Origin of the sequence: Aquabacterium sp. NJ1 (assembly GCF_000768065.1) — a bacterium.
Classification (GTDB): domain Bacteria; phylum Pseudomonadota; class Gammaproteobacteria; order Burkholderiales; family Burkholderiaceae_C; genus Aquabacterium.
In genome coordinates, this window is sequence record NZ_JRKM01000001.1 from 3,857,192 (window position 1) to 3,879,817 (window position 22,626).

19 protein-coding genes and 2 tRNA genes are annotated in these 22,626 nt (G+C 64.5%); 5 read left to right on the top strand and 16 right to left on the bottom strand.

The annotated features are described in order from the left end of the window. Position 1: 1 nt before the first annotated feature. From JY96_RS16530 to JY96_RS16545, 4 genes are read left to right on the top strand one after another with little or no spacing between them, the layout of a single operon-like run. Complete coding sequence (locus tag JY96_RS16530; protein WP_052162640.1) at positions 2-1,036, top strand: hypothetical protein; 1,035 nt, start codon at positions 2-4, stop codon at positions 1,034-1,036. 16 nt (positions 1,037-1,052) lie between these two features. Next, the gene (locus tag JY96_RS16535; protein ID WP_235333957.1) at positions 1,053-2,684 is read left to right on the top strand and encodes an OmpP1/FadL family transporter; all 1,632 of its coding nucleotides are present in this window, start codon (positions 1,053-1,055) and stop codon (positions 2,682-2,684) included. 8 nt (positions 2,685-2,692) lie between these two features. Continuing rightward, positions 2,693-3,256, top strand: a complete 564-nt coding sequence (locus tag JY96_RS16540; protein WP_035039156.1) for a DUF2059 domain-containing protein — start codon at positions 2,693-2,695, stop codon at positions 3,254-3,256. Further along, a complete protein-coding gene (locus JY96_RS16545; protein ID WP_035039159.1) occupies positions 3,253-4,998 on the top strand; it encodes a DUF4382 domain-containing protein in 1,746 nt (581 codons plus the stop codon). Before JY96_RS16540 ends, JY96_RS16545 begins: the two co-directional genes overlap by 4 nt. A gap of 24 nt (positions 4,999-5,022) precedes the next feature. Here the strand turns inward: JY96_RS16545 and JY96_RS16550 are convergent, their stop codons facing one another. The 16 genes from JY96_RS16550 to JY96_RS16625 all read right to left on the bottom strand — a co-directional run bounded on the left by JY96_RS16550 (position 5,023) and on the right by JY96_RS16625 (position 20,347). After that, positions 5,023-5,466: a hypothetical protein gene (locus JY96_RS16550; protein ID WP_035039162.1), complete on the bottom strand. Its 444-nt coding sequence runs from the start codon at positions 5,464-5,466 to the stop codon at positions 5,023-5,025. Positions 5,467-5,738: 272 nt separating this feature from the next. Continuing rightward, positions 5,739-7,067, bottom strand: a complete 1,329-nt coding sequence (locus tag JY96_RS16555; protein ID WP_035039165.1) for a lipase family protein — start codon at positions 7,065-7,067, stop codon at positions 5,739-5,741. Between the two features lie 282 nt (positions 7,068-7,349). Further along, entirely contained in the window at positions 7,350-8,678 is a 1,329-nt protein-coding gene (locus JY96_RS16560; RefSeq protein WP_035039167.1) for a lipase family protein, read from the bottom strand. A gap of 281 nt (positions 8,679-8,959) precedes the next feature. After that, positions 8,960-9,036 (bottom strand) — tRNA-Arg (locus tag JY96_RS16565). Between the two features lie 43 nt (positions 9,037-9,079). Continuing rightward, positions 9,080-9,156, bottom strand: a tRNA-Arg gene (locus JY96_RS16570). A 124-nt stretch (positions 9,157-9,280) separates the two neighbouring features. Beyond that, positions 9,281-10,534 carry a heme biosynthesis HemY N-terminal domain-containing protein gene (locus JY96_RS16575; protein ID WP_035039169.1) on the bottom strand — a complete coding sequence of 418 codons (1,254 nt, stop codon included), beginning with the start codon at positions 10,532-10,534 and terminating at the stop codon, positions 9,281-9,283. Positions 10,535-10,561: 27 nt separating this feature from the next. Then, positions 10,562-11,746 carry a uroporphyrinogen-III C-methyltransferase gene (locus JY96_RS16580; protein ID WP_035039172.1) on the bottom strand — a complete coding sequence of 395 codons (1,185 nt, stop codon included), beginning with the start codon at positions 11,744-11,746 and terminating at the stop codon, positions 10,562-10,564. A 62-nt stretch (positions 11,747-11,808) separates the two neighbouring features. Beyond that, the gene (locus tag JY96_RS16585; protein ID WP_152606547.1) at positions 11,809-12,633 is read right to left on the bottom strand and encodes a uroporphyrinogen-III synthase; all 825 of its coding nucleotides are present in this window, start codon (positions 12,631-12,633) and stop codon (positions 11,809-11,811) included. Positions 12,634-12,641: 8 nt separating this feature from the next. Continuing rightward, positions 12,642-13,604, bottom strand: coding sequence for a hydroxymethylbilane synthase (hemC, locus tag JY96_RS16590; RefSeq protein ID WP_035039175.1), 963 nt, complete (start codon positions 13,602-13,604; stop codon positions 12,642-12,644). A 34-nt stretch (positions 13,605-13,638) separates the two neighbouring features. Then, a complete protein-coding gene (locus JY96_RS16595; RefSeq protein WP_235333958.1) occupies positions 13,639-14,376 on the bottom strand; it encodes a flagellar brake protein in 738 nt (245 codons plus the stop codon). A gap of 16 nt (positions 14,377-14,392) precedes the next feature. Further along, positions 14,393-14,698, bottom strand: a complete 306-nt coding sequence (locus JY96_RS16600; protein ID WP_035043329.1) for a flagellar protein FliT — start codon at positions 14,696-14,698, stop codon at positions 14,393-14,395. A 38-nt stretch (positions 14,699-14,736) separates the two neighbouring features. After that, positions 14,737-15,147 (bottom strand): flagellar export chaperone FliS, encoded by a 411-nt coding sequence (gene fliS / locus JY96_RS16605; RefSeq protein ID WP_235333959.1) that lies wholly within the window; start codon positions 15,145-15,147, stop codon positions 14,737-14,739. Between the two features lie 156 nt (positions 15,148-15,303). After that, the gene (fliD, locus tag JY96_RS16610) at positions 15,304-16,725 is read right to left on the bottom strand and encodes a flagellar filament capping protein FliD (protein ID WP_081961342.1); all 1,422 of its coding nucleotides are present in this window, start codon (positions 16,723-16,725) and stop codon (positions 15,304-15,306) included. 77 nt (positions 16,726-16,802) lie between these two features. Beyond that, complete coding sequence (gene fliD / locus JY96_RS16615; protein ID WP_035039181.1) at positions 16,803-18,281, bottom strand: flagellar filament capping protein FliD; 1,479 nt, start codon at positions 18,279-18,281, stop codon at positions 16,803-16,805. Between the two features lie 139 nt (positions 18,282-18,420). After that, complete coding sequence (locus JY96_RS16620; RefSeq protein WP_035039183.1) at positions 18,421-19,266, bottom strand: flagellin domain-containing protein; 846 nt, start codon at positions 19,264-19,266, stop codon at positions 18,421-18,423. 235 nt (positions 19,267-19,501) lie between these two features. Beyond that, positions 19,502-20,347, bottom strand: coding sequence for a flagellin (locus JY96_RS16625; RefSeq protein ID WP_035039186.1), 846 nt, complete (start codon positions 20,345-20,347; stop codon positions 19,502-19,504). Between the two features lie 344 nt (positions 20,348-20,691). On the opposite strand from JY96_RS16625, the gene JY96_RS22465 reads away from it, so the two are divergent. Continuing rightward, entirely contained in the window at positions 20,692-22,623 is a 1,932-nt protein-coding gene (locus tag JY96_RS22465) for a tetratricopeptide repeat protein (RefSeq protein WP_161784353.1), read from the top strand. Positions 22,624-22,626: the final 3 nt, after the last annotated feature.

Here is a 22,626-nt window from a genome sequence, read left to right on the forward strand (position 1 = left end):
CATGCTGTACCCCTCGATCACCCCCGCCCTTGTTCGTTCCGGCTTGCGCGCCGCCGCCCTGGCCGCCTTGTGTCTGTCGGCTTCGCTGACGTGGGCCGAGGACAAGACCGCGCCATCGGGAGATGCCGCCCGCGATGCGCTCGGCAAGCAGGAGGGCGACGTGGACCAGGCCGCCTTGCTCAAGCAGACCTTGACGGCCTCCGACAAGCAGTACTCCTTGCTCAAGAAGGGCAAGTGGGCCGCCACGTATGACCTGAGCTATGCCTACACGGGCCAGCAGCAGATCGACGCCAAGTTCACCGACAGCACACTGACGCTGTTCAAGATCGAGAACACGCGTTCGCACACCATCACCAATACCTTTTCGGTGGACTACGGCCTGCGCGACAACCTCACGGGCAATGTGTCTTTGCCGATTGTCAGCAAGTACTCCGAGTCCAGCACCTTTTCCGGTCTGTCTCATGGCTTTGGTGACCTGCAGGCCGGCGTGCGCTGGCAGCCCTTCGAGATGCGCCGTGATGCGGCCAGCTTCACCACCAGTGCTTCGCTGCGCCTGCCGACAGGCCGCAGCCCCTTCCGCACCATCGACGGCCAGAACCTGGCCACGGGCTCGGGCACGGCAGGCCTGACGCTGGGCGTGAACTCTTCCAAGATCATCGACCCCATCGCCTTGTTCGGTTCGGCCAGCCTGGGCCTGAGCGCACCAGCACGCCACCTCAACCAGGAGCGCGATGGCGTGACCCTGGTGGCCGTGCACCCTGGGCCCAGCGTCACGGTGGGTGGGGGCTTTGCCTATGCGCTGTCCTACGACGTGTCGACCACCATGTCCCTGCAGGAGTCCTTGTCCTTCCCGTCCAAGCTGGTGTTTGCCGATGGCCAGACCTCGCGCACCAGCGTGCAGACCTCGGGCATGTTCAACATCGGCCTGGGTGTGCGCACGGCGCCGCAATACACGGTCAACATGACCCTGGGCGTTGGCCTGACCAGCGACTCGCCTGATTTCACGCTCGGCATGAACCTGCCTTTGAGCTTCTGAGCGAGTTGAGGCCTGCATGATGAAGATGGCGATCGCCATGGGCAAAGCCTTGCCTGCACAGTGGCTGTGCGGGCTGCTGGGCCTCGCCTGGATGGGCGCCTCACACGCGGCCTTGACGGACAACCTGGGCACGAGCGTCAAGGCCATGTCCATGGGCAACGCGGTGACGGCCGACCCGCCTGGTGTGGACTCGATCCACTTCAACCCGGCCGGTCTCACTCGCCTGGAAGGCAACGTCAAGCAGGACAACTTCTTTGGTGCATCGATCCGCATCAAGGCCAACTTCCACCAGCCCGATGGCTTTGACGTCGGCGGCTGGAAGGAGGACCCGCTTGCAGGCAGCACCAGTGGCCCCGTGCGCCAGAAGATCTACCTGCCCGGCATCGGCCTGCCCAAGTGGTCCTTGCCGGCGGCGCTGGGCGCGGGCATGGGCTTCAGCTTCAACCGGCCCGGTTCGCCCTGGACGTTCGCTACAGCGGCTTATGTGCCGCAGGCCGTGGGTGTGGATCGCAGCTCGGACCCGAACGACCCGACCCGTTTTGACGGCCGCTCGGTGGTGCTGCAGCGCCTGGTCTACCTGTCGCCCTCGGTGGCCTACAAGGTGAACAACACGCTCAGCGTGGGCCTGGCCGTGCCCATTGCGCACCAGAGCTTTGCGCTGGACACCGACATGCGCTTTCCCAACAAGCTGCTGGGCATCATCGGCAAGCTGCAGGACGCCTGGTGCGGCAATGGCGACGGCGGCAACCCGCTGGACGAGTTCGGCTTCGGCCTGTGTGGGGGCGGGCAGCAGGGGCGCCTGAGGCCTTTTAACCGCGCCGGCACGATGAAGTTCGACATGACCGCACCGCTGGACCCGACCTACAACGTGGGCCTGCTGTGGGAGCCCAAGGACTGGTTCGCCTTCGGTGCGGTTTACCAATCGGGCAGCAAGACCACGCTGACTGGCCGCTACACCTTCATGGCCGACCCGATGTTCCCCAAGTTCGTGCAGGGCATGTACGGCAGCCTGCTGGGGCCCGTGGTGGCCTCGATGTTCGGCTTCCCGACCTCGATCCCCGATGTGCAGACGGGCAATGCCACCATGCGGCTGCCGTTCCCGGCGCGCTTGCAGGCCGGCATCAAGCTCAAGCCCTTCAGTCGCCTGCAGTTCAACATGGACGCCATGTACACCGACTGGAGCAAGTGGGACAAGCTGGAGATCCAGTTCGATCGACAGATTGCCTTGCTGCAGATGGCGCGCATCTTCGGCCAGGCCGATGCGTCCAAGCTGGTGATCCCGCGTGGCTACCGCGACCCCATCCACTTCGGCTTCGGGCTGGAGCTGGGCGTCACACGCGGCTTCAAGCTGCGCTATGGCTATGAGCCCCGCAAGACCTCTGTTCCGCAATCGGCTTTCGACCTGATCGCACCCCTGCCCACCATGACGGTGCGCAGCGTGGGGGCGGGCTACGAGAGCCCATCGGGCCTGAAGATCGACGCGACCTACAGCTATGCCAAAGGCCGCTACAACGTCCCGGCTGACACCAGCTGCAATCTCAATTGCACCAATTTCTTCAACGTCATCTACAACCCCTATGCGGGGCTGGATGTCTCAGGCTCCATAACCGTGCGTTATGGCGGCATGTCCATCACCAAACCGTTCTGAGTAGTGCCATGTCCTTTGTTCGCTCGCTTCCCCGTCTGAACCAGTTGACCGCCGCGCTGTGCCTGTCGGCCTGTGCGCTGGTACCCGCCTGGGGGCAGGCCACCGATGCCAAGGCCAAGCTCGTTGAGCGCGTGCTGGCGGTGTGGCACCCCGACGATGTCGTGGTCGTGATGGTGCAGCGCCCTGCGGCCAGTGCCATGCAGCAGGCCCGCATCGCCCTGCAAGGCCGAGTGTCTGCCGAGAAGCGTGACGCCACGCTCAAGGACATCGCCGTGGACATCCAGAAGTATGTGGATGAGGCCACGCCCATTGCCCGTGAGGCCGCGCACAAGCAGGTGACCGCCACGGTGGTGCCTGTACTGCAACAGCAGTTCACCGAAGACGAACTCAAGCAACTGGTGGCCCTGTTGGAATCCCCCGTGAAAAAGAAGTTCGAGCAGTTGATCCCGCAGATGGAGCGTGCGCTGGGTGAGAAAGTCGCCGCAGAGAGCCACGCGCAGATCGACCCCAAGTTGCAGGCCATGACGCAAGCGGTGGGCCTGAAGCTGCGCGCTGCGACGGTTGCACCATGAAGACGGCGCGCCATCCTGCTTGCGGCCCGGGCTGCGCTGGCGCGCGGTGGCTGCTGGCCTTGCTCATGTGCAGCGTGCTGGCGGCTTGTGGTGGCGGTGGTGGCAGCACCGGCAACAGCGCGAGTTCAAGCACGTCATCAGGTGCGGACAGCACGCATGCTGCTTTCACGCTGGGCTTGTCTGGTGGTGCCTACCGTGATGTGACCCATGTGTGGGTGACGGTGGGCAGTGTGGCCCTGCATCCGCAAGCCTCTCAGGCCTGGTCCAGCTCTGATCGCAGCTGGACGGTGTTGAAGCTCGAAACGCCCGTGGTCATCGACCTGGCCGTGCCCGATACGTCGCAGGGCAATGTGACGCCCATCTTCAACGGGTTGAGCGTTCCCGCCGGTACCTATGGGCAAATTCGCGTCTTTCCGCTGGCACACGATGCGGCGCTGGACGATGCGGCCGCTGCCAAAGGCCTGAGCTACAACGCACAGGTCAACTACAAGGATGCCGGCGGCATCGCGCGCACCGTGCCGTTGGAGCTCCCGTCGCCCGAGCTGGGCTGGCGTCTGCCTGGTTCGTTCACGATGGCGGCCAACAGTGGCAGTTATGTGGTGATGGGTACCGATCTGCTGCAAGGCCTGGTGCGCATGAGTTCGCCCGATGGCATCGACCGTTTCAGCTTCCGGCCCAGTTTGCGCAGCTATGACATGGCCACCAGCGGCGCCATCATCGGCCAGCTCGATCCGACGCTGATTTGCGGCGGGGCGTCTGCCCCTGCTGCGCCCAATTGTGCAGAAGACATCGTGGTCAGCGCCCAGAGCCTGTCCGCCGATGGGCAGCGCCATGTCAGCGTGCGCCAGTATCGATTGAGTGGCACCAGTGGTGGTTTTGCGCTGTACCCCCTGCCATCGGATACGCGTTATGACGTGGTGATCACGGGCCGCCACATGCAGACCATGCTGATCAAGGATGTGGCTGTGTCGGCCTTCAGCGTGCTGATCACCCTGGACTGGACGACGCTGGGCACGAGCAGCGACCCGATCCGCCCCGTGATCACGCCTGCCACGCCACGCACCGTGAACCTGGCCTCCGCCATGTCACCCCCCGGCAGCCAGCTGTACTTCGGGCAGACGCTGGGCAGCGTGACCCAGCCGTATGAGGTTGCCCTGTCGAATGTGGACATCCTCAGCGGTACGCTGGCGCAGCCGTTGGCGCTGCCACAAGGCCCGGTGAGCCTGGCAACGTATGCCGCGCCCACGACGGATTCAGGCACCGGTGTCACGACCTACCCGCCGCTGGTGTTTGCCGACACCGTGCCGCAAGAGGGCAGCGATGCCTTCAGTGTGATGGCCTTGGGCACGGCCTATGACGACCCAGGTGCGAGCAGCGTACAAGCGCCCGCACTGGGCACGGCCAGCACCATCACGGTGGCCAACCCGGTGCGCCAGGCTGCGCTGGGCATCGGTCAGATCCAGGTGAACTTGACGGGCTCGCTGTCATCCACCTACGACGGCGCCAGGCTCATCGTGTCGGATGTCAATGGGGTGGTGGCCTCGCAGGCTGTGACCGGTAGCGGCAGCGTGGTTGTCAACGTGCCTGCGGGCAGCCAGGCTGCAGCGCTGGGCGGCACGGCGGTGTACACGGTGGCTTTGCGTGCTGCGGGCCACACCGGCAGCTTGCGCTGGGTGCGCGCCACATCGGTGGTGGACTTGCGCAGCAGCGCCAGCGCCGCTGTGACGCTGGCCTTGCCCTGATCTGGTCGGATCAGGCTGCCTGCGTCAGTGGCTGGCGTGTGGCAGGGCCGGCAAGCCGAACAAGGGCAGGCCGATCGGCGCCAGCGCGGCCACCGGTGCCAGTGCGATCAAGGTGCCCCCAACCTGTGCGGCCGTGTTCACCGCATTGACGGCCATGGCGGCGCTGCGCGGCCCCATATTGGTCTGCAACTCCAGTGCGGCCATCAGCGCGGCGGTGTTCTGCGCGGAAACAGCCTGGCGGCGCGGCTCATCAGCGGATTGCTTGAGCTGACCGCGTCCCAGTTGACGCAAGGTGTCGTCATCGATGCCGGCGCCGTGAACCTCTTTCAGATCCTGATCGTCCAGCGCCACCATCTGCGAGGTGGGCGAGGGCTGCGGTGCCGCGCGATGCGGTTCAGCCAGAACGCTCGATGTGGCGAGTGCGGCGGCCACGGCCACGATGGTGCTCAGTCCCAAACCCTTGCGCATGCACAACTCCTAGACAAGCTCAGGCGCTGCGCGACATGCGCAACCCTGCAGGCTGATCTATCGGTGCGGGTCAGGGCTGGTTTGAGCCTCGGGCTTCACTTAGCTCAGTGCTGCGTGATCAATCGACGGAAAAGCCGCGAATCGGTGCTGCTGTTGCGGCGATGGCCTTGACTTGCTGCGAGCTCGGGCACAAACAAAAACAGCCTGAAGGCGCAGGCCTGCAGGCTGTGGTTTGGGCGCGTCTTCAGGCGCGCCCATCGAGGCGCAGGGCCTCAGGGTGCGTAGACGAGCGGGTCCAGCGGGTTGCCCGCGGCGATGCTGGCGCAGTTGTCCGGCACAGGCTTGCCGGCAAAGCGGTCATCGATCCAGGCAGTGGCTGCGGGCAGCCAGTTGGCGATGGTCAGGAAGTGGCTGGAGCCGTATTCCTTGTGCTGGATCTTCACGCCCTTGGCGCAGTACTGGCGAGCCAGTGTGCGCACGTCGCCTGCCAGCATCACGCCGTCACCCTTGCCCCACTTCGGCGAGGGCTGGGTGCCTTCCCAGATGCCGCCGGTGCCCTGGCCAATCTGCAGGGGGATGGAGGGCGTACCACCCGTCCCCATGATGACCTTGTTCGCGGCGTTCACGTATTCGAGCAGCTTGGTGCGGTCCTGGTACTCGGGGACGACCAGGTCCTTCCAGGTGACGTTGCCATACTGGCCGAGCACGTAGGCGATCGACGCATTCTTGATCCTGTTGTAGACCTCGATGCCACGAGGTGTCAGGTACTTCTGGATGTCGATGCCATACGAGCGCGACACACCGACCACCGCCATGGGCATCACGCCGCCCCAGATGGGCGCGCCTTCGATGTAAGTCAGGTTGTGCTCCGGGCTCACCAGCGTGCCACCGAAGGTGGCGCCGATCAGGTTGTCGTTCACATCCGGTGCGTAGGTCGGGGCCAGTTCGGCCGCCCATTCGGTGGCAATGGCGCCACCCGAGTAGCCCATCAAGGCCACCTTGGCGTTCTGGCTGAGGCCGATCTGCGGCGAATTGAATGCGGCACGGATCGAATCCAGCGTGTTGTAGCCGTACTCGGGGCCGGCGGCAAAGTTGGCTTTCTGGCCTTCCGTGTCGGAGATGATGACGGTGTAGCCCTTCTTCACGTAGGAGCCGAACAGCGCCGTCTCGACTGCTGGCAGCAGATCAGGCAGGCGCTTGCCGCCGGCGAAGGCGCGCGAAGGCGAGTCCTCAGGGTTCAGCGAGTCATAGAACGACTGGTACGAGACCACCTTGTTCTTGTTGGGGCAGGCAGATGCCGTTGCGCAATCCGGCGTGAAGATGGTCGTGACGTTGGCCGCCGGCTGTTGCTGGGCGTCGGTCGAGCGGTACACGATCTGGGTGGCCTTGTACGAGGTCTTGAGGCCAGCGACGTAGACGGAAATCGTGCGGCTCTTCAGAACGGTGCCGGGGGCGATGTCGGTCAGCGGGATGCCGTCGGTGTACTGGTAGAACGGATCGGGTGTGGTGGCCGCGCTGGCCATGGTCGGCACCATGATCGCTGCAACTGCGGTTTGAACTGCGGTCAGCAGCAGGCGTTGGGTGCTTGGGCGGAATGGCATCTATGTCTCCAGATCTTTGAGTCGTCATATCGCCCTGGCGGGACGATAAGGCGCCATGGTGCGCATCACGTCATGATCTAACTGTCGAGGACTCGACAGTTTCGGGGTTTGCGATGAGGGTGCTTTCCCGTGATGCAGTTGGCGACAAACGCGCGCCAGGCCCCGAAAAATCAGGTAGCGGGCATGGAAAAAGCCGCCCAAGGCGCTTGGCTTCGGGCGGCTTAGCTCGGCGGGCAGGACGCACTTGGTGCGTCCATGCTTCAGCCTTGCTGAACTTCAAGCTCAGGGCGCGTACACAAGCGGCGCCAGCGAGTTGCCCGGGGCGATGCTGTCGCAATTCTCGGGTGCGGGCTTGCCGGCAAAGCGGTCATCCATCCAGGCCGTTGCTCCCGGCAGCCAGCTGATCATGGTCACGAAGTGGCTCGATCCATATTCCTTGTGCTGGACCTTCACGCCTTGGGCGCAGTACTGACGCGCCAGCGCGCGGACATCCCCCGCCAGCATCACGCCGTCGCCTGCACCCCAGATGGGCGACGGCTTGGTGCCTTCCCAGATGCCGCCTGTGCCTTGGCCGATCTGCAGCGGGATGGTGGGCGTGCCGCCCGAGCCCATGATGACCTTGTTCACGGCTTCAACATAGTCACGGATCTTGGTGCGGTCCTGGTATTCGGGCTTGACCAGCGAGTTCCAGGTCACGCCAGGATATTGCAGCAGCACGTAGGCGATCGATGCGGACTTCATCTTGTCGAAGACAGCCAGGCCCTTGTCGGACAGGTACTGCGTCATGTCGATGTTGTACGAGCGCGCGATGCCAATGGCCGCCATCGGCAGCACACCGGCCCACACAGGCGTGCCTTCGACATAGCTCAGGTTGTGCTCCGGGCTCACCAGCGTGCCACCGAACGCGGCGCCAATCAGCTTGGCGTTCACGTCTGGGGCATAGGTGGGTGCCAGTTCGGCGGCCCACTCGGTGGCGATCGCACCACCCGAGTAGCCCAGCAAGGCCACTTTGGCGTTCTGGCTGAGGCCGATCTTCGGCGAGTTGAAGGCCGCGCGGATCGAGTCCAGCGTGTTGTAGCCATACTCCGGGCCGGCGGCAAAGTCGGCCTTCTGGCCTTCGGTGTCCGAGATGATGACGGTGTAGCCATTCTTCACGTAGGACCCGAACAGGGTCGTCTCGACGGCCGGCAGCAAATCGGGGAGCCGCGCGCCGCCTGCAAACGCACGGGACGGTGCATCTTCGGGGTTCAGCGAGTCATAGAACGACTGGTACGAGATCACCTTGTCCTTGTTCACGCAGGCCGATGCCGTCGCGCAATCGGGCGTGAAGACCGTGGTCACGTTCGCCGTAGGCTGCTGGGTGGCGTCGGTCGAGCGGTACACGATCTGGGTGGCCTTGTACGAGGTCTTGAGGCCCGCGATGTAGGCTGAGATCGTGCGGGTCTTGAGGACCGTACCGGGCGCGATGTTGGCCAGCGGGGTGCTGTCCGTGTACTGGTAGAAGGGATCAGGTGTCGTGGCTGCGCTGGCCATGGTGGGCACCATGATGGCAGCCACGGCGGTTTGCACGGCGGTGCGCAGCAGGCGTTGGGTATTCAGGCGAAAGGTCATCAATGTCTCCTGGGGATCTGGAGCTGGATGCTCGTTGAATTGATGTGGGATAACGCAATATGGTGTACGTGATGGCGTTATCCGGTTGTCGAAGTATCGACATTCCCGGGGTTTGTGATGAGGGGGCTTGTCCGTCCCTGAGATAGGGGGCGCAGGGGCGAAAACACGTGCCGAAAGCCGCGCACCGGAGGTGCAGGCTGTGATGAGCGAAAGCCGTGAGCACAAAGAAAAACCGCCTGAAAGCGTTGGCCTTCAGGCGGTTTGTTCTAGAACTTAAGTTCTGGTGCGGCTGGCAGGATTCGAACCCACGACCCCTTGGTTCGTAGCCAAGTACTCTATCCAACTGAGCTACAGCCGCTAAAAATGTTCTCGGCTACCGGTTTGACACTGTGCAGTGAAACTGGTGCGGCTGGCAGGATTCGAACCCACGACCCCTTGGTTCGTAGCCAAGTACTCTATCCAACTGAGCTACAGCCGCCGAGAAGTGAGACTATAGCATGGTTTACGAGCATGTGTAAACAAGTCGTCATACAAACTGCTTTTTGAGCCCCGATCGATGCGCGCTCGCGTCGGGATGCAAACGTGGGCTTGAAAGCCTGGGCTCAATCGCGATCAGGCAGCGCAGCCAGGCGGTAGAAGCGGGCGGCTTCTTCGGGACGGTGTTCGCGCTCGGCCAGCTGGCCCAGCTTGGCCCAGGCCATGCGGCGGCGCTCCAGATCGAGTTGCAGGTCGTTGGCCGCAGACAGCAGCATGCCGCGTGCCTTGCCCCACAGCTGGCGCTCTGACAGGGCCAGGCCCAGGGTGAGGGCCAGCGCCGGGTTGCGCAGGGCGGCCTGCGTGGTCGCGTCCAGGCGAGGCAGCCATTCGGCTTCCAGGCCCAGCAGGCTGTGCGACAGGGCATGAGCCAGGGCGTCCACGGCTTCGGGGCTGAGTTGCGCGATGCGGTCCCAGAGGGGGGCCAGCCATTGACGGGCTTCGATCTGGGCACCGAGATCCGCCATGCGGCGAGCGGCATGCGCCACCACCAACGGGTCCTTGCGGTCGTTGTTGTCCAGGTTTTGCCACAGGGCACGCAATTGGTCGGCATCCCGCGCCGAGTCCAGGGTTTCTATGGCCAGGGTGCGCAACAGGCCCTCGGCCGCCACATTGGTGAAGCCCTGGTGCTTGGCCAGCAAGCGGGCGGTTTTCAGTGCTTCAACGGGCTGTCGGGCCAGGCGCGTGGCCTGCAGCTTCAGGCGCAAGGCCTGTGTGCGGCGCGCCACACCCGGGGGCAGTTCGGACAGGTCGTGCAGGGCGCGGCGGGCGTCGCGGTCTTCCAGGGCGCATTCGGCGGCCAGCAGGCGGGCGCCTTCTTCGGTGGCGCGTGGCTTGCGGGTCAGGCGCGACAGGTCGATGGCGCGTTGCAGGTGCTCATCGCGGCGTTTGCGGTCTTGCAGGCGGTGCAGGCTGCCGGCCGACAAGAGATGGGCCAGGGCGGTGAACTCGGCATCCAGCGTGAGCTCGGGCGTGTCGGCCTGGATGGACACGGCGCGCTGGCAGGCCTTGTGGGCGCGGGTGTAGCGGCCGGCCATGTACAGGGCCAGGCCTTCGCGCAGGGCGGCTTGGGCCACGCGGTCACGTTGGGCAACGCGCCAGCGTTTGGCGCGCTCGGGCAGGGCCAGCAGGCTGTCGAGGCCGCGCACCAGCGAGTACACGGCCAGGAAGATCAGCACCATCCCCAGCAGGAAGAGGTTGAGCGAGATGTCGGCGCGCCAGCCCAGCCAGTAGATGGTGACCAGGCCGTCGTTGGCACCCAGGGCGGTTGCACCCACCACGGCGGCCACGGCCAGCACGAGGAACCAGACAATGGAGCGCATGCGTTGGCGTCCTTGTACGGCGGTGGCTCAGCGGCCGCCCGAGACCGCGGCCAGCGCGGCCAGGGTGTCGTCGGGGCGCGGGACGGTGGTCTGCTGGCTCTGCGCGGCCACGTCGTTCAACATGGATTGCAGCAGTTGCGTCTTGCGCGATTGCAGGTCGAAGTAGCGCGGTACGGTCGCCTGGATGTTCTGCAGATCGGCCAGGGCCACGGCGTTCTGGCGGCTCAGTAGCGCGAGGCGCGCGTTGAGCAGGCGCAGCTTGATGTTTTCACGCAGGAAGAAGCCCTGGTCCGGCGAGATCAGCATGCCCTCGGGGCGGTTGATGCGTGTGAGGCGGATCAGGCCACGGGTTTCGTTCCAGAAGGTCTGGGCGGCGCCCTTGGTCCAGTCCAGCATGTGGCTGCCCCAGCCGGGGGTGTTGTCGGCGGCTGGGGTTGCGGATGCGGCCTGGCTGGCGGCCGTCTTGCCCTTGCCTGCAGATTTCGTGTTGGTGGCAGCCGCCCCGTTGGGCTTGGGCGCCGCGGTTTCGGCCTTGGCCGCAGGGGCCATCACCACCTCGGGCTGGTTGAGCAGGGGCACCTCGTCGACCAGGCGCGCGGCTTCGTCCAGGCGGATGGTGAGGGAGGCGGTGTCGGCCACCCGGGTGGCGCGCACGCGGTCCAGGTCCTTGGCCAGGGCGCGGCGGATGTTGTCCAGGCGCGGCTGGCGGGCGCGAGCCAGGCGGTCATCGGCCGATTGCATGGCCGTGATCAGCGGTTCGGCGCTGCCTGTGAGGGTGGCTTGCTGGCTGGCCACGCGCAGGCCGGCTTCGATGTCGGCGACCAGGTTCTCGTCACGCGACAGGCTCAGTGTCTTGATCAGGTCTTCGACCTGGCTGCGCTGCAGGGCGACCTCGGCGATGCGGGTCTCCAGCAGCGTGGTGCGGGCGGTGGCTTCGCGCGAGGCTTCCTGGGCCTGGCGGGCCAGCACGCGGGCTTCGGTGGCCTGGCTCTGGCTGTCTTGCTGGCGGCGCACCAGTTCTTGCTCCAGCGACAGGACCTTTTTCTGGGTGCTCCAGGCCATCCAGCCCGAGCCGGCAGTGGCCACGCTCAGGATGAGAATGGCCCAGCGCACCCAGTTGGCGGGCGCGTCGGTGTCACCTTGGGGATCGAGCGGGATGGCTTCGATCTGGACGGGTGTGGGGAGGTTGGTGGGGGCGCTGGTGTCGGTCACAGTGAAATCATTGTATCGACGTGCTCAGCGGGCGATGGTGAAGACACCGGATGTCCGTCGCCTTACTCGATGGATCGTAGTGCTTCCACCACTGCACCGAGGGTCGGGCGGGTGGCGGTGATGCGCTGGATGCCGAGCTGGCGGCAACGCTCGGCGATCTTGGGGTGGGTGACGAGCGCCTGGGTGGTGGACCAGTCCGGTGCCGGCAGGCCGCTGGCAGGCAGGTGGTGTTCGACCAGGTGGTCGATGGCTTGCGAGCTGCTGAACAGCCAGATGTGGCGGCTGGGCTGGCCCAAGGCCTGGCTGGCGAGCCGTTGTTGTGCGGGGCTCCATTCGCCGGGCCCGCGCTGGTAGGTCAGCACGGCGTGAACCGTGGCGCCACGTTCGCGCCATTGCTGCGTCAGCCAGTTGCGGCCTTTGGCCTCCTGCTGGTCCCCGCCGCTGATGATGGCGACCTGCTGGCCTGGCCAGTCCAGCGGGGCCAGCAGTGGCCACAGGGCTTCGGAGTCGAATTGTTCGGCCGAGGCGTCGGGTGACAGCACTTGCTCGGCACGCAAGCCGGCAGCATGGCCGGCAGCCAGCAGGCTGTGCGCCGTGCCCGGGCCAGGCGTGGCGGCCAGGGTGCCTTCGGCCCAGGTGGCGCCCTCGGGCCGCAGCTTGAAGAACCACTCGACGGCGGCCGGGCTGACAAACATCAGCAGGCGCAGCTTGCCCATGTCATGCCAGGTCTGCAGCACGGGCTGCGGGTCGGCGGGGCCGTCGATCGAGATCAGGGGCAGGGCATGGGCGTCCAGTCCGTTGGACTGCAGGTCGGCCGCCCAGATGCTGGCCTGGGGCTCGGGGCGCGTCACCAGCACCTGCATGGCATCAGGCATGGCGTGGGGCAAGGGGGCGGTCAAAGTGCGGCCAGCCAGTCCGGCCCGGCCTGGGCCTTGAGCTGCTCGGCCACCGAGCGGCCCAGGGCTTCGGCCTCGGCGTGGGTTTGCGGCTGCCCTTCGGCCTGGGCCTGCACGAGGCTGCTGTGCTCGGGGTGGCCCAGCAGGCTGCGCAGCACCAGGGTGTCGCCACGCCATTCTGCAAACGCTGCCAGCGGCATGGAGCAGCTGCCGCCCATGGCGCGGGAGACGGCGCGCTCGGCCATGGTGGCCAGCCAGGTGGGCTGGTGGGCCAGGCTTTGCAGCGCGGGGCCCAGGTCGGCGTGGTTCTGGCGGATTTCCAGGCCCAGTGCGCCCTGGCCGGCGGCCGGCAGCATGTCGGTGGTGGCGATCAGCTCGCGGATGCGGCTTGCCAGGCCCAGGCGCTTGAGGCCGGCGGCGGCCAGCACGATGGCGTCGTACTGGCCTTCATCGAGCTTGCGCAGGCGGGTGTCGAGGTTGCCGCGCAGGGCTTCGATGCGCAGGTCCGGGCGGCGGGCGCGCAACTGCACCAGGCGGCGCAGGCTGGAGGTGCCAACCACGGCGCCTTGTGGCAGCTCGGCCAGGCTGGCGTACTGGTTGGACACCAGCGCGTCACGCGGGTCTTCGCGCTCCATCACGGCGGCCAGCACGAAGCCTTCAGGCAGCTCCATGGGCACGTCCTTGAGGGAATGCACGGCCAGGTCGGCGCGGCCTTCTTCGAGCGCGACTTCCAGTTCCTTGACGAACAGGCCCTTGCCGCCCACTTTGGACAAGGCGCGGTCCAGGATCTGGTCGCCCTTGGTGGTCATGCCCAGCAGCTGCACCTCGCGCCCGAAGCGGCTTTGCAGCAGGTCGCGGATGTGCTCGGCCTGCCACAGGGCCAGGCGGCTTTCGCGGGTGGCGATTACCCAGGGGGTGGAGGATCCGGACGGGGAAGTGGGGGGAGAAGCAGGCGCGGTCATGCGCCGATGCTATCAGCCAAGCCGCGCGGCGGCCTTAACGCTTGTCAGCCAGCATCGCCAGGCGGCGTTTTTGCGTCTGGTTGATGTAGTACTGCAGCGTGCGGTCGCTCCAGTCCATGCCGATCAGCTCGCAGCCCAGTCGGGCGCCTTTGGATTCGGGATGGATGGCCGTGACGTGGTGGATCATCAAGGTGACGTCCATGCTGGTGTCGTCATCCAGGTCCAGACGGCATTGGCCGATCTTGACGCCGGCGGCGATCATGGGCACGTTGTCCGGCAGGAACAGGGCCACGCCGCTGAGGCTCACGTCCAGCACGCGCAACGCCAGTTGCATTTCGGGCATGGCAGGGTGGCGGAACCTGGCCACGGGGCTCTTGGTGGCCAATGGTTGCACGCGGAATGCAGCCCGGCGCTGGAAGCGGTAGAGCACGGTGGGGTATTGCGCATTGAGGGCGCTGTGGTGGCCGCCCTTGACGTGCACCACGCCTTCCAGGTCGAACTGGAGCTTGATGCTGTCGAGGTAGGCCACGGCCACGATCTCGCCGGACTCCAGCAGGGCGTCCAGCCGGGCGTCGCTGTCTTCGGCACTGAAGCACAGGCCCCGGCCGCCTTCTGCCGCCCACATCAGGGTGGTGTAGCTGTCGCCATTGGGGCCGCTGAGCGTGACCATGGACTTGGCGTCCAGCAACTGCTTGAGCAGGGCCTGAATCTCGACGGACGAGGTGATGCGGTAGTCGTCCAGCTCGGCGGTGGCGGCGCGTGAACCTGGCATGTGGGCCCTTGGGTGCTCAATGCATCTTGGTGGGATCGGTGGCGTTGCCCATCATACGGCTGAGGTCGTTGATCCAGGGCTCCGCCAGGTTGCGGATCTCGGCATCGTTGACCAGGATGCGCTGCATGATGCGTGTCTTGAGCGCGACCTCGTCGGGCCCCAGGGGGTGGTCGTCGGAGGCGTGCTTGAGCTGGGCGATCAGCACGGCGCAGGCACCTTCCAGCTTGACTACGGTGTCCCAGTCGCCGGCGCGTGCGGCGTTGAGCATGTCCAGGCTGGCGTGTTCGATGGCTTCGTAGTAGCTCAACAGATTCCCGTTCATCAGGTCTTCGTCGGGCGCAGTGATCAATTCCGGGGCGTTCATGCGTGCACCTCCATGGCTGCGCGTACAACAGTGGCATCGGCGGGGGCGATGGCGACCCACGCGTCTCGGATCGGAGCCAGCAGCCTGACGCATTCATCCAGCGCTTCGGTGTCGTTGCGCAGGTTGCCTTGTGTCAGGCGCATGGTGATGTAGCCGTACAGATCGCACAGCTGCTGGGCGAGTTGGCCGCCGGCACGCATGTCCAGGCCTGCCTTGAGGCCTTCGTCGACGATGCGCACGGCCTTGGAGACCGCCGCGCACTTGGCTTCGATGTTGCGCGACTGCATGGCGCCCTTGGCCTGGGCGATGCTGTCGAGCGCACCGTTGAACAGCAGTGTGATGAGTTGATGCGCGGAAGCGCCGCTGACACCGGTCTCGATGTCAATCTGGCGGTAGACGCTGCTCATGTTTTTTGAACCGAACATACTGGCGGAGGATCCGGTAGCAGTGGCGTACATCTGGAGCTCTTGGGTGATGCTGATTTCAGCGTTAATGCTTTATCGGCATCACCCCTCGCAGCTTGAACTCCTGGGTGTGATGTGATCCCAGGAAATAGGCGGTATTCAGGCCGCGTTTGCCGACATCGAGACGTCGTCTTCGTGCATGGACGACGTCGATTGCGCGTATTGCTCCAGCAGGCGCTGGCGGAACAGGGCGCCTGCGGCAGATGGGTTGTCCTGCCCGTTGATGGGGGCCGAGGCACCCAGCGCCGCGGCCAGCGGGTCCTCGCTTCGGGTCAGTGCCAGCAGGCGTGTGGCCAGGCCCGATGAACGACCTGCGCCGCCACTGCCATCAAACAATTGTTCGACCTGGCTGGGGTCTTGCTGCAAGGCCTGGTTCAGTGCGCCTTCGTCCACCTGCAGCTGGCCGTCCTTGAGCTGGATGCCGATGGACTGGAAGGGCTGGCTCAGGGAGTTGGCACCGGCGTTCGCGCTGAAGGCTTCCTGGATGTGCTGCTCGATGGCGTGCGCCGCCTGCAGGCTGGGGTCCGAGGTGGACGGGTCGCTGGCGGCCAATTGGGTCGCCATGTCGTTGTAGGCATGCGCGAAGGACTGGATGTCCTGCACCATGGCCTGCGTGTCGGACTCGACGTGGATCCTGACGGGATCAGGGCTTGTGCCATTGAGCCTGAGGGTCAGGCCCGACTGCTCATCCTCGATCAGGTTCTGCGGGGATTGCACCTGGCGACCATCGATGCGCAGCCGGGCGTCCTGCGCGGGCTGGGTCAGGGGGGCGTTGCCCTTCATGGACTGAGGGTCCACGCCCATGGATGCGAGCGCCTGTGCCGCTTCCGGTGAAGTCTTGCCGTCCGCTTCCGGGCTGGCCTTGAAGCCGTTGGCTTCGCCGGTGGCCGTCGAGCGCAGCACCAGGCGCGAGCCCGTGGCGTCAGAGACCACCAGGGCGATCACGCCCACGCCGGCCGCGTTGATCTTGTCGCGGATGCGCTCCAGCGAGGTGTCCTTGGGGCCCAGCATCACGCTGGCCTTGGGCCAATTGGGGTTGGTGGAAAAGGTGCTCAGCGAGGTGTTCCAGCTGCCCAGCTCGATGTTGAGCGTGCCGATGCCCACAACGGTCGACAAGGACGAGAAGGTGGTGGAGGCCGTGCTTTGTGCCGTGGCCAGTGCGTCCACATTGATGGCGTAGTCGCCCGGCGTGGCTTTGTCGCTGACAGCCTGGACCACCGCCTCGTTGTCCGATGTGGCCTTCGTGGCCTGCCAGGTCTGGGTCTTGTTCAGGCGTGCGGCCGCATCCATCACCGCGGAGGTGGCGCTGCGCAGCCTGGCTGCTTGCGAAAAGCGGGCGTCCGGTTCGCTGTCGGCCGAGGAGGCGTTCACATGGGCTTGCGGGCGCGCAAAAGCAGTAGCAGCGCTGACCATCATCTGGAGGTCAACGCCGTCAACTCTTGTTGCTGAGCCTACGGTAGCCATGATGCAGTCCTCTAAAGCCTCATCACACCTGTGAACAGCGGCCTGAGATGGCCCCATGCCATCCGCGTCACACCGCTTGTCCTGTGTTTCGGCTGGAACTGCTCAGCCTTGAGGGCTGAACCGTGAAAATGTCACTAACCTTTATTCCAGTTTGTGATCATCTGTGTCACGTAGCTGCTTTGGCCGCTGATGTTGGCCATGGTCTGGTCCAGCGCCGTGTATTGCGCGCGCAGGCGCTTTTCGTACAGCGTGGCGCGGGCGTCCAGTTCATCCTGGCGCTTCTGGTTGTTGGCCACGGAGGTTTTGAGGCCGGCGGTGCGGGTGGTGAGTGCACCTTCGAAGCCCAGCAGGTTGTCACCCAGGGTGCGCAGCTTGGTGGCGATGCCATCCTGGCTGCTGTCGGTCAGGTTGGCGTTGGCGAACAGTTTTTTCACTTCACTCAGTTTGCCCAGCGAGTTGGTGAGCTTGGTGCTGTTCACCGCCAGCGTGCCATCGCTTTGTACCGTCACACCCACGGACGACAGGGTGTTGAACACCGATGAGTTGCCCGAGGTGCTGCCGATGGTCGCGCGCAACTGGTTGAGGACGCCCACGGCGGTGCTGTCGCCTTGCAAGGTGCCGGCCGTCTTGGTGGAATCGTCGTACTTGGTGTTGGTGCGCAGCAAGGTGACCAGCGAGGAGTAGGCGCCGGCGAAGTCGCTGATGGCCTTGCTGATGGTGTCGTTGTCCTGCTTGACCGTGACGGTGGCGGGGTTGTCGGTGAGCACCGGCGGTGTGCCGCTGGACGTCACGGTGAGCTTGCCCACGGTGAAGCTGATGCCGGTCAGCACGTCCGAGAACTGGTTGGTGCTGGAGGTGACATCCACGCCGTTGACCGAGGCTGCTGCATCAGTCGCCGATTTGGCCAGCTTCGTGCCGGCGGTGCCGCCCGCCGGGTCATAGGCCAGGGCAGACAAGCCTGCGTCGTCGGTGTTGTTGCCGTCACCGGTGTCGTTGACCGTCACCTTGAAGGCGTTGGCTGCGCCGGTGGCACTGGAGGTCATCACCAGGCGCGCGCCCTTGGAGTCCTTGACGATGGAGGCGGTGACCCCCGCGGCGGCATCGTTGATCTTGTCTCGGATGGCTTCCAGCGTGTCGGATGAAGCGATGCTGATGTTCGTCGTCTTGCTCGAAGTCAGCGTGGTGCCGTTCAAGCTGCCCAGGTCGATCGTCAGCGTGCCGCTGCCCAGTGTGGACGTGCTGGATGCCAGTGCGGTGTTGGTGACCACCGATTGGGTGGACGCCAGCGAGGAGACCGATACGCTGTAGCTGCCCGTGGCCGCGCCGGACGAGGTGGTGAAGCTGACGACGTTGCTGTCCGTGGACGAGGAGGTCGTGCTGTACCAAATGTCGGGGTTGGCCAGCTTCTGCGCGGCGTCGCGCAGCGTGGAAAGATTGGACTGCACCTGGCCGAATGCCGAGATCTTGGACTGGATCTTGTCGGCTTCGGTCTGAAGGGTGGAAATGGGCTGACGCTCCAGATCCACCAGCTTGGTCACGATGGCGTTGGCATCCAGGCCGCTGCCAACGCCCAATGAGCTGATGGTTCCAGAGATTGAAGAGGTGCTGGTCATCGTGATCTTCCTTCAGCGCCAGTCAAGCCGGATGGGGCCAGACATGCCAATGTCCGGTCGAGGCCGGACACCGTGTACTTCGGCACGAAGCCTCAGGACTTGAGCGCCCGGCTGGATAACCATCCATCCGGGGTGGTCATCAACCCAGCAGCTTCAGCACAGTCTGCGGCAGCTGGTTGGCCTGCGCCACCATCGCATTGCCGGCCTGCTGCAGGATCTGGGCGCGTGACAGGTTGGCGGTTTCTGCGGCGAAGTCGGCGTCCATGATCCGGCTGCGGGCAGCGGTCTGGTTCTCGGCGGCCACCTGCAGGTTGGAGATGATGGCGTCGAAGCGGCTCTGCGTTGCACCGTAGACGGCGCGTTCGGAGTTGACCTTGTCCAGGGCGCCGTCGATCGAGTCGATCACCGTCTTGAGCGCCGCCGAGTTGGCATCGCTGCCGATGGACACGGTGGTGCCGGTGACGGCCGTGATGCTCGCGTCAGCCAGCATGTTGGCCGTGGAGATCGTGATCAGGTCGTTGGCGGTGGTGTTGGCACCGATCTGGAAGTCCAGCGCGCCGGCACCCGAGGCCAGGATGTCCTTGCCGTTGAAGGTGGTGGCGCCCAGAACCCGGGTGATTTCCATCGACAGCTGCTTGAACTCCTTGTTCAGGGAGTCCTTGTCGCTGGAGCTGTTGGAGGCGTTGCGGGCCTGCACAGTCAGTTCACGCATGCGTTGCAGCGCGTCGCTGACCTTGCCCAGCGCGCCTTCAGCGGTCTGGGCCAGCGAGATGCCGTCGTTGGCGTTGCGTGCCGCGACGTTCATGCCCTTGACCTGGGCGTTCATCCGCTCGGCGATGGCCAGGCCGGCCGCATCATCCTTGGCGGAGTTCACACGCAGGCCGGAGGACAGCCGCTGCATCGACACGGACAGCGACATCTGCGACGTGTTGAGGTTGCGCTGAGCGTTCAGCGAGTTCAAGTTGGTATTGATCGTCTGAGGCATAACGCGCTCCTAAAGATTCGTCAGACTTCCGGCGATGGCGCCGACCTTCAGCTAGTCGCCGAAGGAGTCCAAAAAATTCCTTCAGCCAGTGGTATGGATGTTCGGAGTTTTCTTGAGAACCAAAAGTGCGAATAAAGGCCCCATCGGCCCCCAATTTCAGACTGGCAAAGAAAAAGCCGCCCGAAGGCGGCTTGTGGGGGCCGGCAGGGATGAACCAGCCGGTTTGCCTGGCGTATCAGCGCAGCAGAGACAGGACCTGCTGGGGCAGCTGGTTGGCCTGGGCGATCATCGCGTTGCCAGCCTGTTGCAGGATCTGGGCACGTGACAGGTTCGCGGTTTCCGACGCGAAGTCGGTGTCCATGATGCGGCTGCGAGCAGCGGTCTGGTTTTCGACCGAGACCTGCAGGTTCGAGATCACCGAGTCAAAGCGGCTCTGAGTGGCACCGTACATGGCGCGCTCGGAGTTGACCTTGTCGATGGCGCCGTCGATGTTGTCGATCACCGTCTTGATCGCTGCGGCGTTCTGGCTGCTGTCGATCTTCGAGCTCGCGCCGGTCACAGCGGTGATGCTGGCATCGCTGTTCATGTTGGACGTCGTGACGGTGATGGTGTCGTTGCTGGTGGTGTTGGCACCGATCTGGAAGTCCTTGGCACCGGCGTTGGAACCGATGATGGTCTGGCCGTTGAAGGTGGTGCCGCCGATCACGCGGGTGATTTCAGAGGCCAGCTGCTGGTATTCCTTGTTCAGGGAGTCCTTGTCGCTGGAACTGTTCGAAGCGTTACGGGCTTGCACAGCCAGTTCACGCATACGCTGCAGGGCGTCAGAGACCTTGCCCAGCGCGCCTTCAGCGGTTTGAGCCAGCGAGATGCCGTCGTTGGCGTTGCGCACCGCGACGTTCATGCCACGCACCTGGGCGTTCATGCGTTCTGCGATGGCCAGGCCGGCGGCGTCGTCCTTGGCAGAGTTGATGCGCAGGCCCGAAGACAGGCGTTGCATCGAGGTGCTCAGCGACATTTGAGAGACGCTGGTGTTGCGCTGTGCATTCAGGGACAGCAGGTTGGTATTGATGATTGAAGGCATGGTGCTCTCCTATGGTTGCAAAACTCCCGGCAGATAGCGCCGGCATGTAAACGCGGTGATACAGCTACCGCACTGCCAGACCGTCGCTAGCTAACCGCATTGCCCAAAGTGGCGTCTTGCCACCAGAACCTCGGCCGGCTAACCGGACCACGGACCCTTTCAGAAGACCGTTGCTTTGCATATCGGCGTCCCTTTGTGTGGACTTGAGAGATTTACAAAACCCGGATTCGTGAAATAGTGTCGAGAGAAATGACATTGCTTTGCTGCGCATCTCCAACTCCCACGGGAATCGTTGATGTCTAGACTGATGGCACCTCTTCCTTATGAAATGGGTGTCATCCGCCATGCAAACCTCGACACAAGCCGTTTTCGGCCAACAAGCACGGCTTCTGAAGCAGGCGCATCAACATTGGGAACATGGCCTGGCGTTTTCAAAGAAGGCGCAATGGCTTGCCGCCGTCAAGGAGTTCGACAAAGCCTGCAAGGCGGCACCAGCCGACACCCTGTTCAGGTTGAACCTCGCACGAGCCTTGTTGAGATCGGATCAGGCCGAGCGCGCCATTGAAGAGACGCGCCGCATCATGGAACAGGAGCCGGGCAACCTGCTGGCACGCCAGTTCATGGGTGAGTGCCTCTCGCAAGTTGGTCGCCACAGCGAAGCGGCGAGCTACATGCTGGATGTGCCTCCTGGCATGAAGCCCAGCGCCGAGTACCTGCAGATCCTGGGGAACACCTTGTTCAGTGCGCAGCGCTATAAGGAAGGCATCCAGGTCCTGTTTGATGCGCTGTCACAAGATGTGACCCATGCGATGAGCCATTACCGCCTGGGCATCTGCTTCAATGCCGTGGGCATGAAGGCCGAGGCCATTGAGTGCCTGACCACGGCATTGACCCTGGGCCTCGATGGCGGCGAGCTGGCGGCGCAAAGCCTGCGTGTGTTCATCAGCCGCGAACTGTGCCGTTGGGATGAAGCCGCCCTGGAGATGGAAGAGGTCAACCAGCTGCTGGATGCCTTGACCCCCGAGTCGGTCAACTGGTCCTCGGTGTTTGCCGCGGTCACGCTCAGTGGCGATGTGGGCCGCCAGCTGCGTTCTGCACAGGCCTGCGCCAACTTCTATGCGCATGGCGTCAAGCCTTTTGCACCCCGTGCACCACGCCCCTTGGGTCAGCGCCTGAAGGTGGGCATGGTGTCATGCGACTTCCACCACCACGCCACCACCATCCTGCTGGCCGAGGTGCTGGAGAAGCTCGACCCCGAACGCTTCGAGCTGCACCTGTATTCACACGGCCCGGATGAAGATAGCCCCATGCGCCAGCGCATCAAGGCCGTGGCCACCCAGTTTGTGGAAGTGGGCGACTGGAGCGACCAGCAGGTCGCGCAGAAAATTCGTGATGACGACATCGACGTGCTGATCGACCTCAAGGGCCACACGGTCAATGGCCGGCTGGGCATCTTCGCCCACCGCGCGGCGCCAGTGCAGGCCACCTACCTGGGCTTCCCGGGCACCAGTGGCGCCACCTACATCGACTACATGATTGGTGACGCCGTGGTGAGCCCCTTGGGCGAAGCGCCGCACTACACCGAGAAGCTGGCGCTGATGCCGCATTGTTATCAGCCCAATGACCGCAAGCGCCCCTTGCCCCAGCCCGACAGCCGTGCTGCGCATGGCCTGCCCGAGGATGCCGTGGTGCTGTGCGGCTTCAACCAGCCCTTCAAGCTGTCGCCCGAGGTGTTCGATGTCTGGTGCGATCTGCTCAAGCGCACGCCCAATTCGGTGCTGTGGCTGCTCAACTGGCTGGGGGACGCCGAAAACATCCTGCGCCAGGAAGCGGCCAAGCGCGGTGTGGACCCGCAGCGCCTGGTCTTTGCCCGCAAGGTGCACATCAGCGAACACATCAGCCGCTTTGCCCTGGCCGACGTCTACCTGGACAGCTGGCCCTGTAACGGCCACACCACGGCCAGCGACGCCTTGTGGGCAGGCGTGCCGATGGTGACCTATGCTGGCCACAGTTTTGCGCAACGTGTGGCGTCCAGCCTGTTGCACAACGTGGGCCTGCCTGATCTAATTTGCCAGGATCTGGACACCTACAAGGCCAAGGTGCTGGAGTTGGCGGCCGATGCCGGCAAGCGCCAGGCCTTGCGCGAGCACCTGCACCGCGCGCGCAATGAGGCGCCCTTGTTCGACAGCGATGCCTATGCGCGCGATTTTGGCGAGCTCCTGTGGCGCATGGCCGAGCGCCAGGCCCAGGGCTTGGCACCTGATCATTTGAGCTGAAGG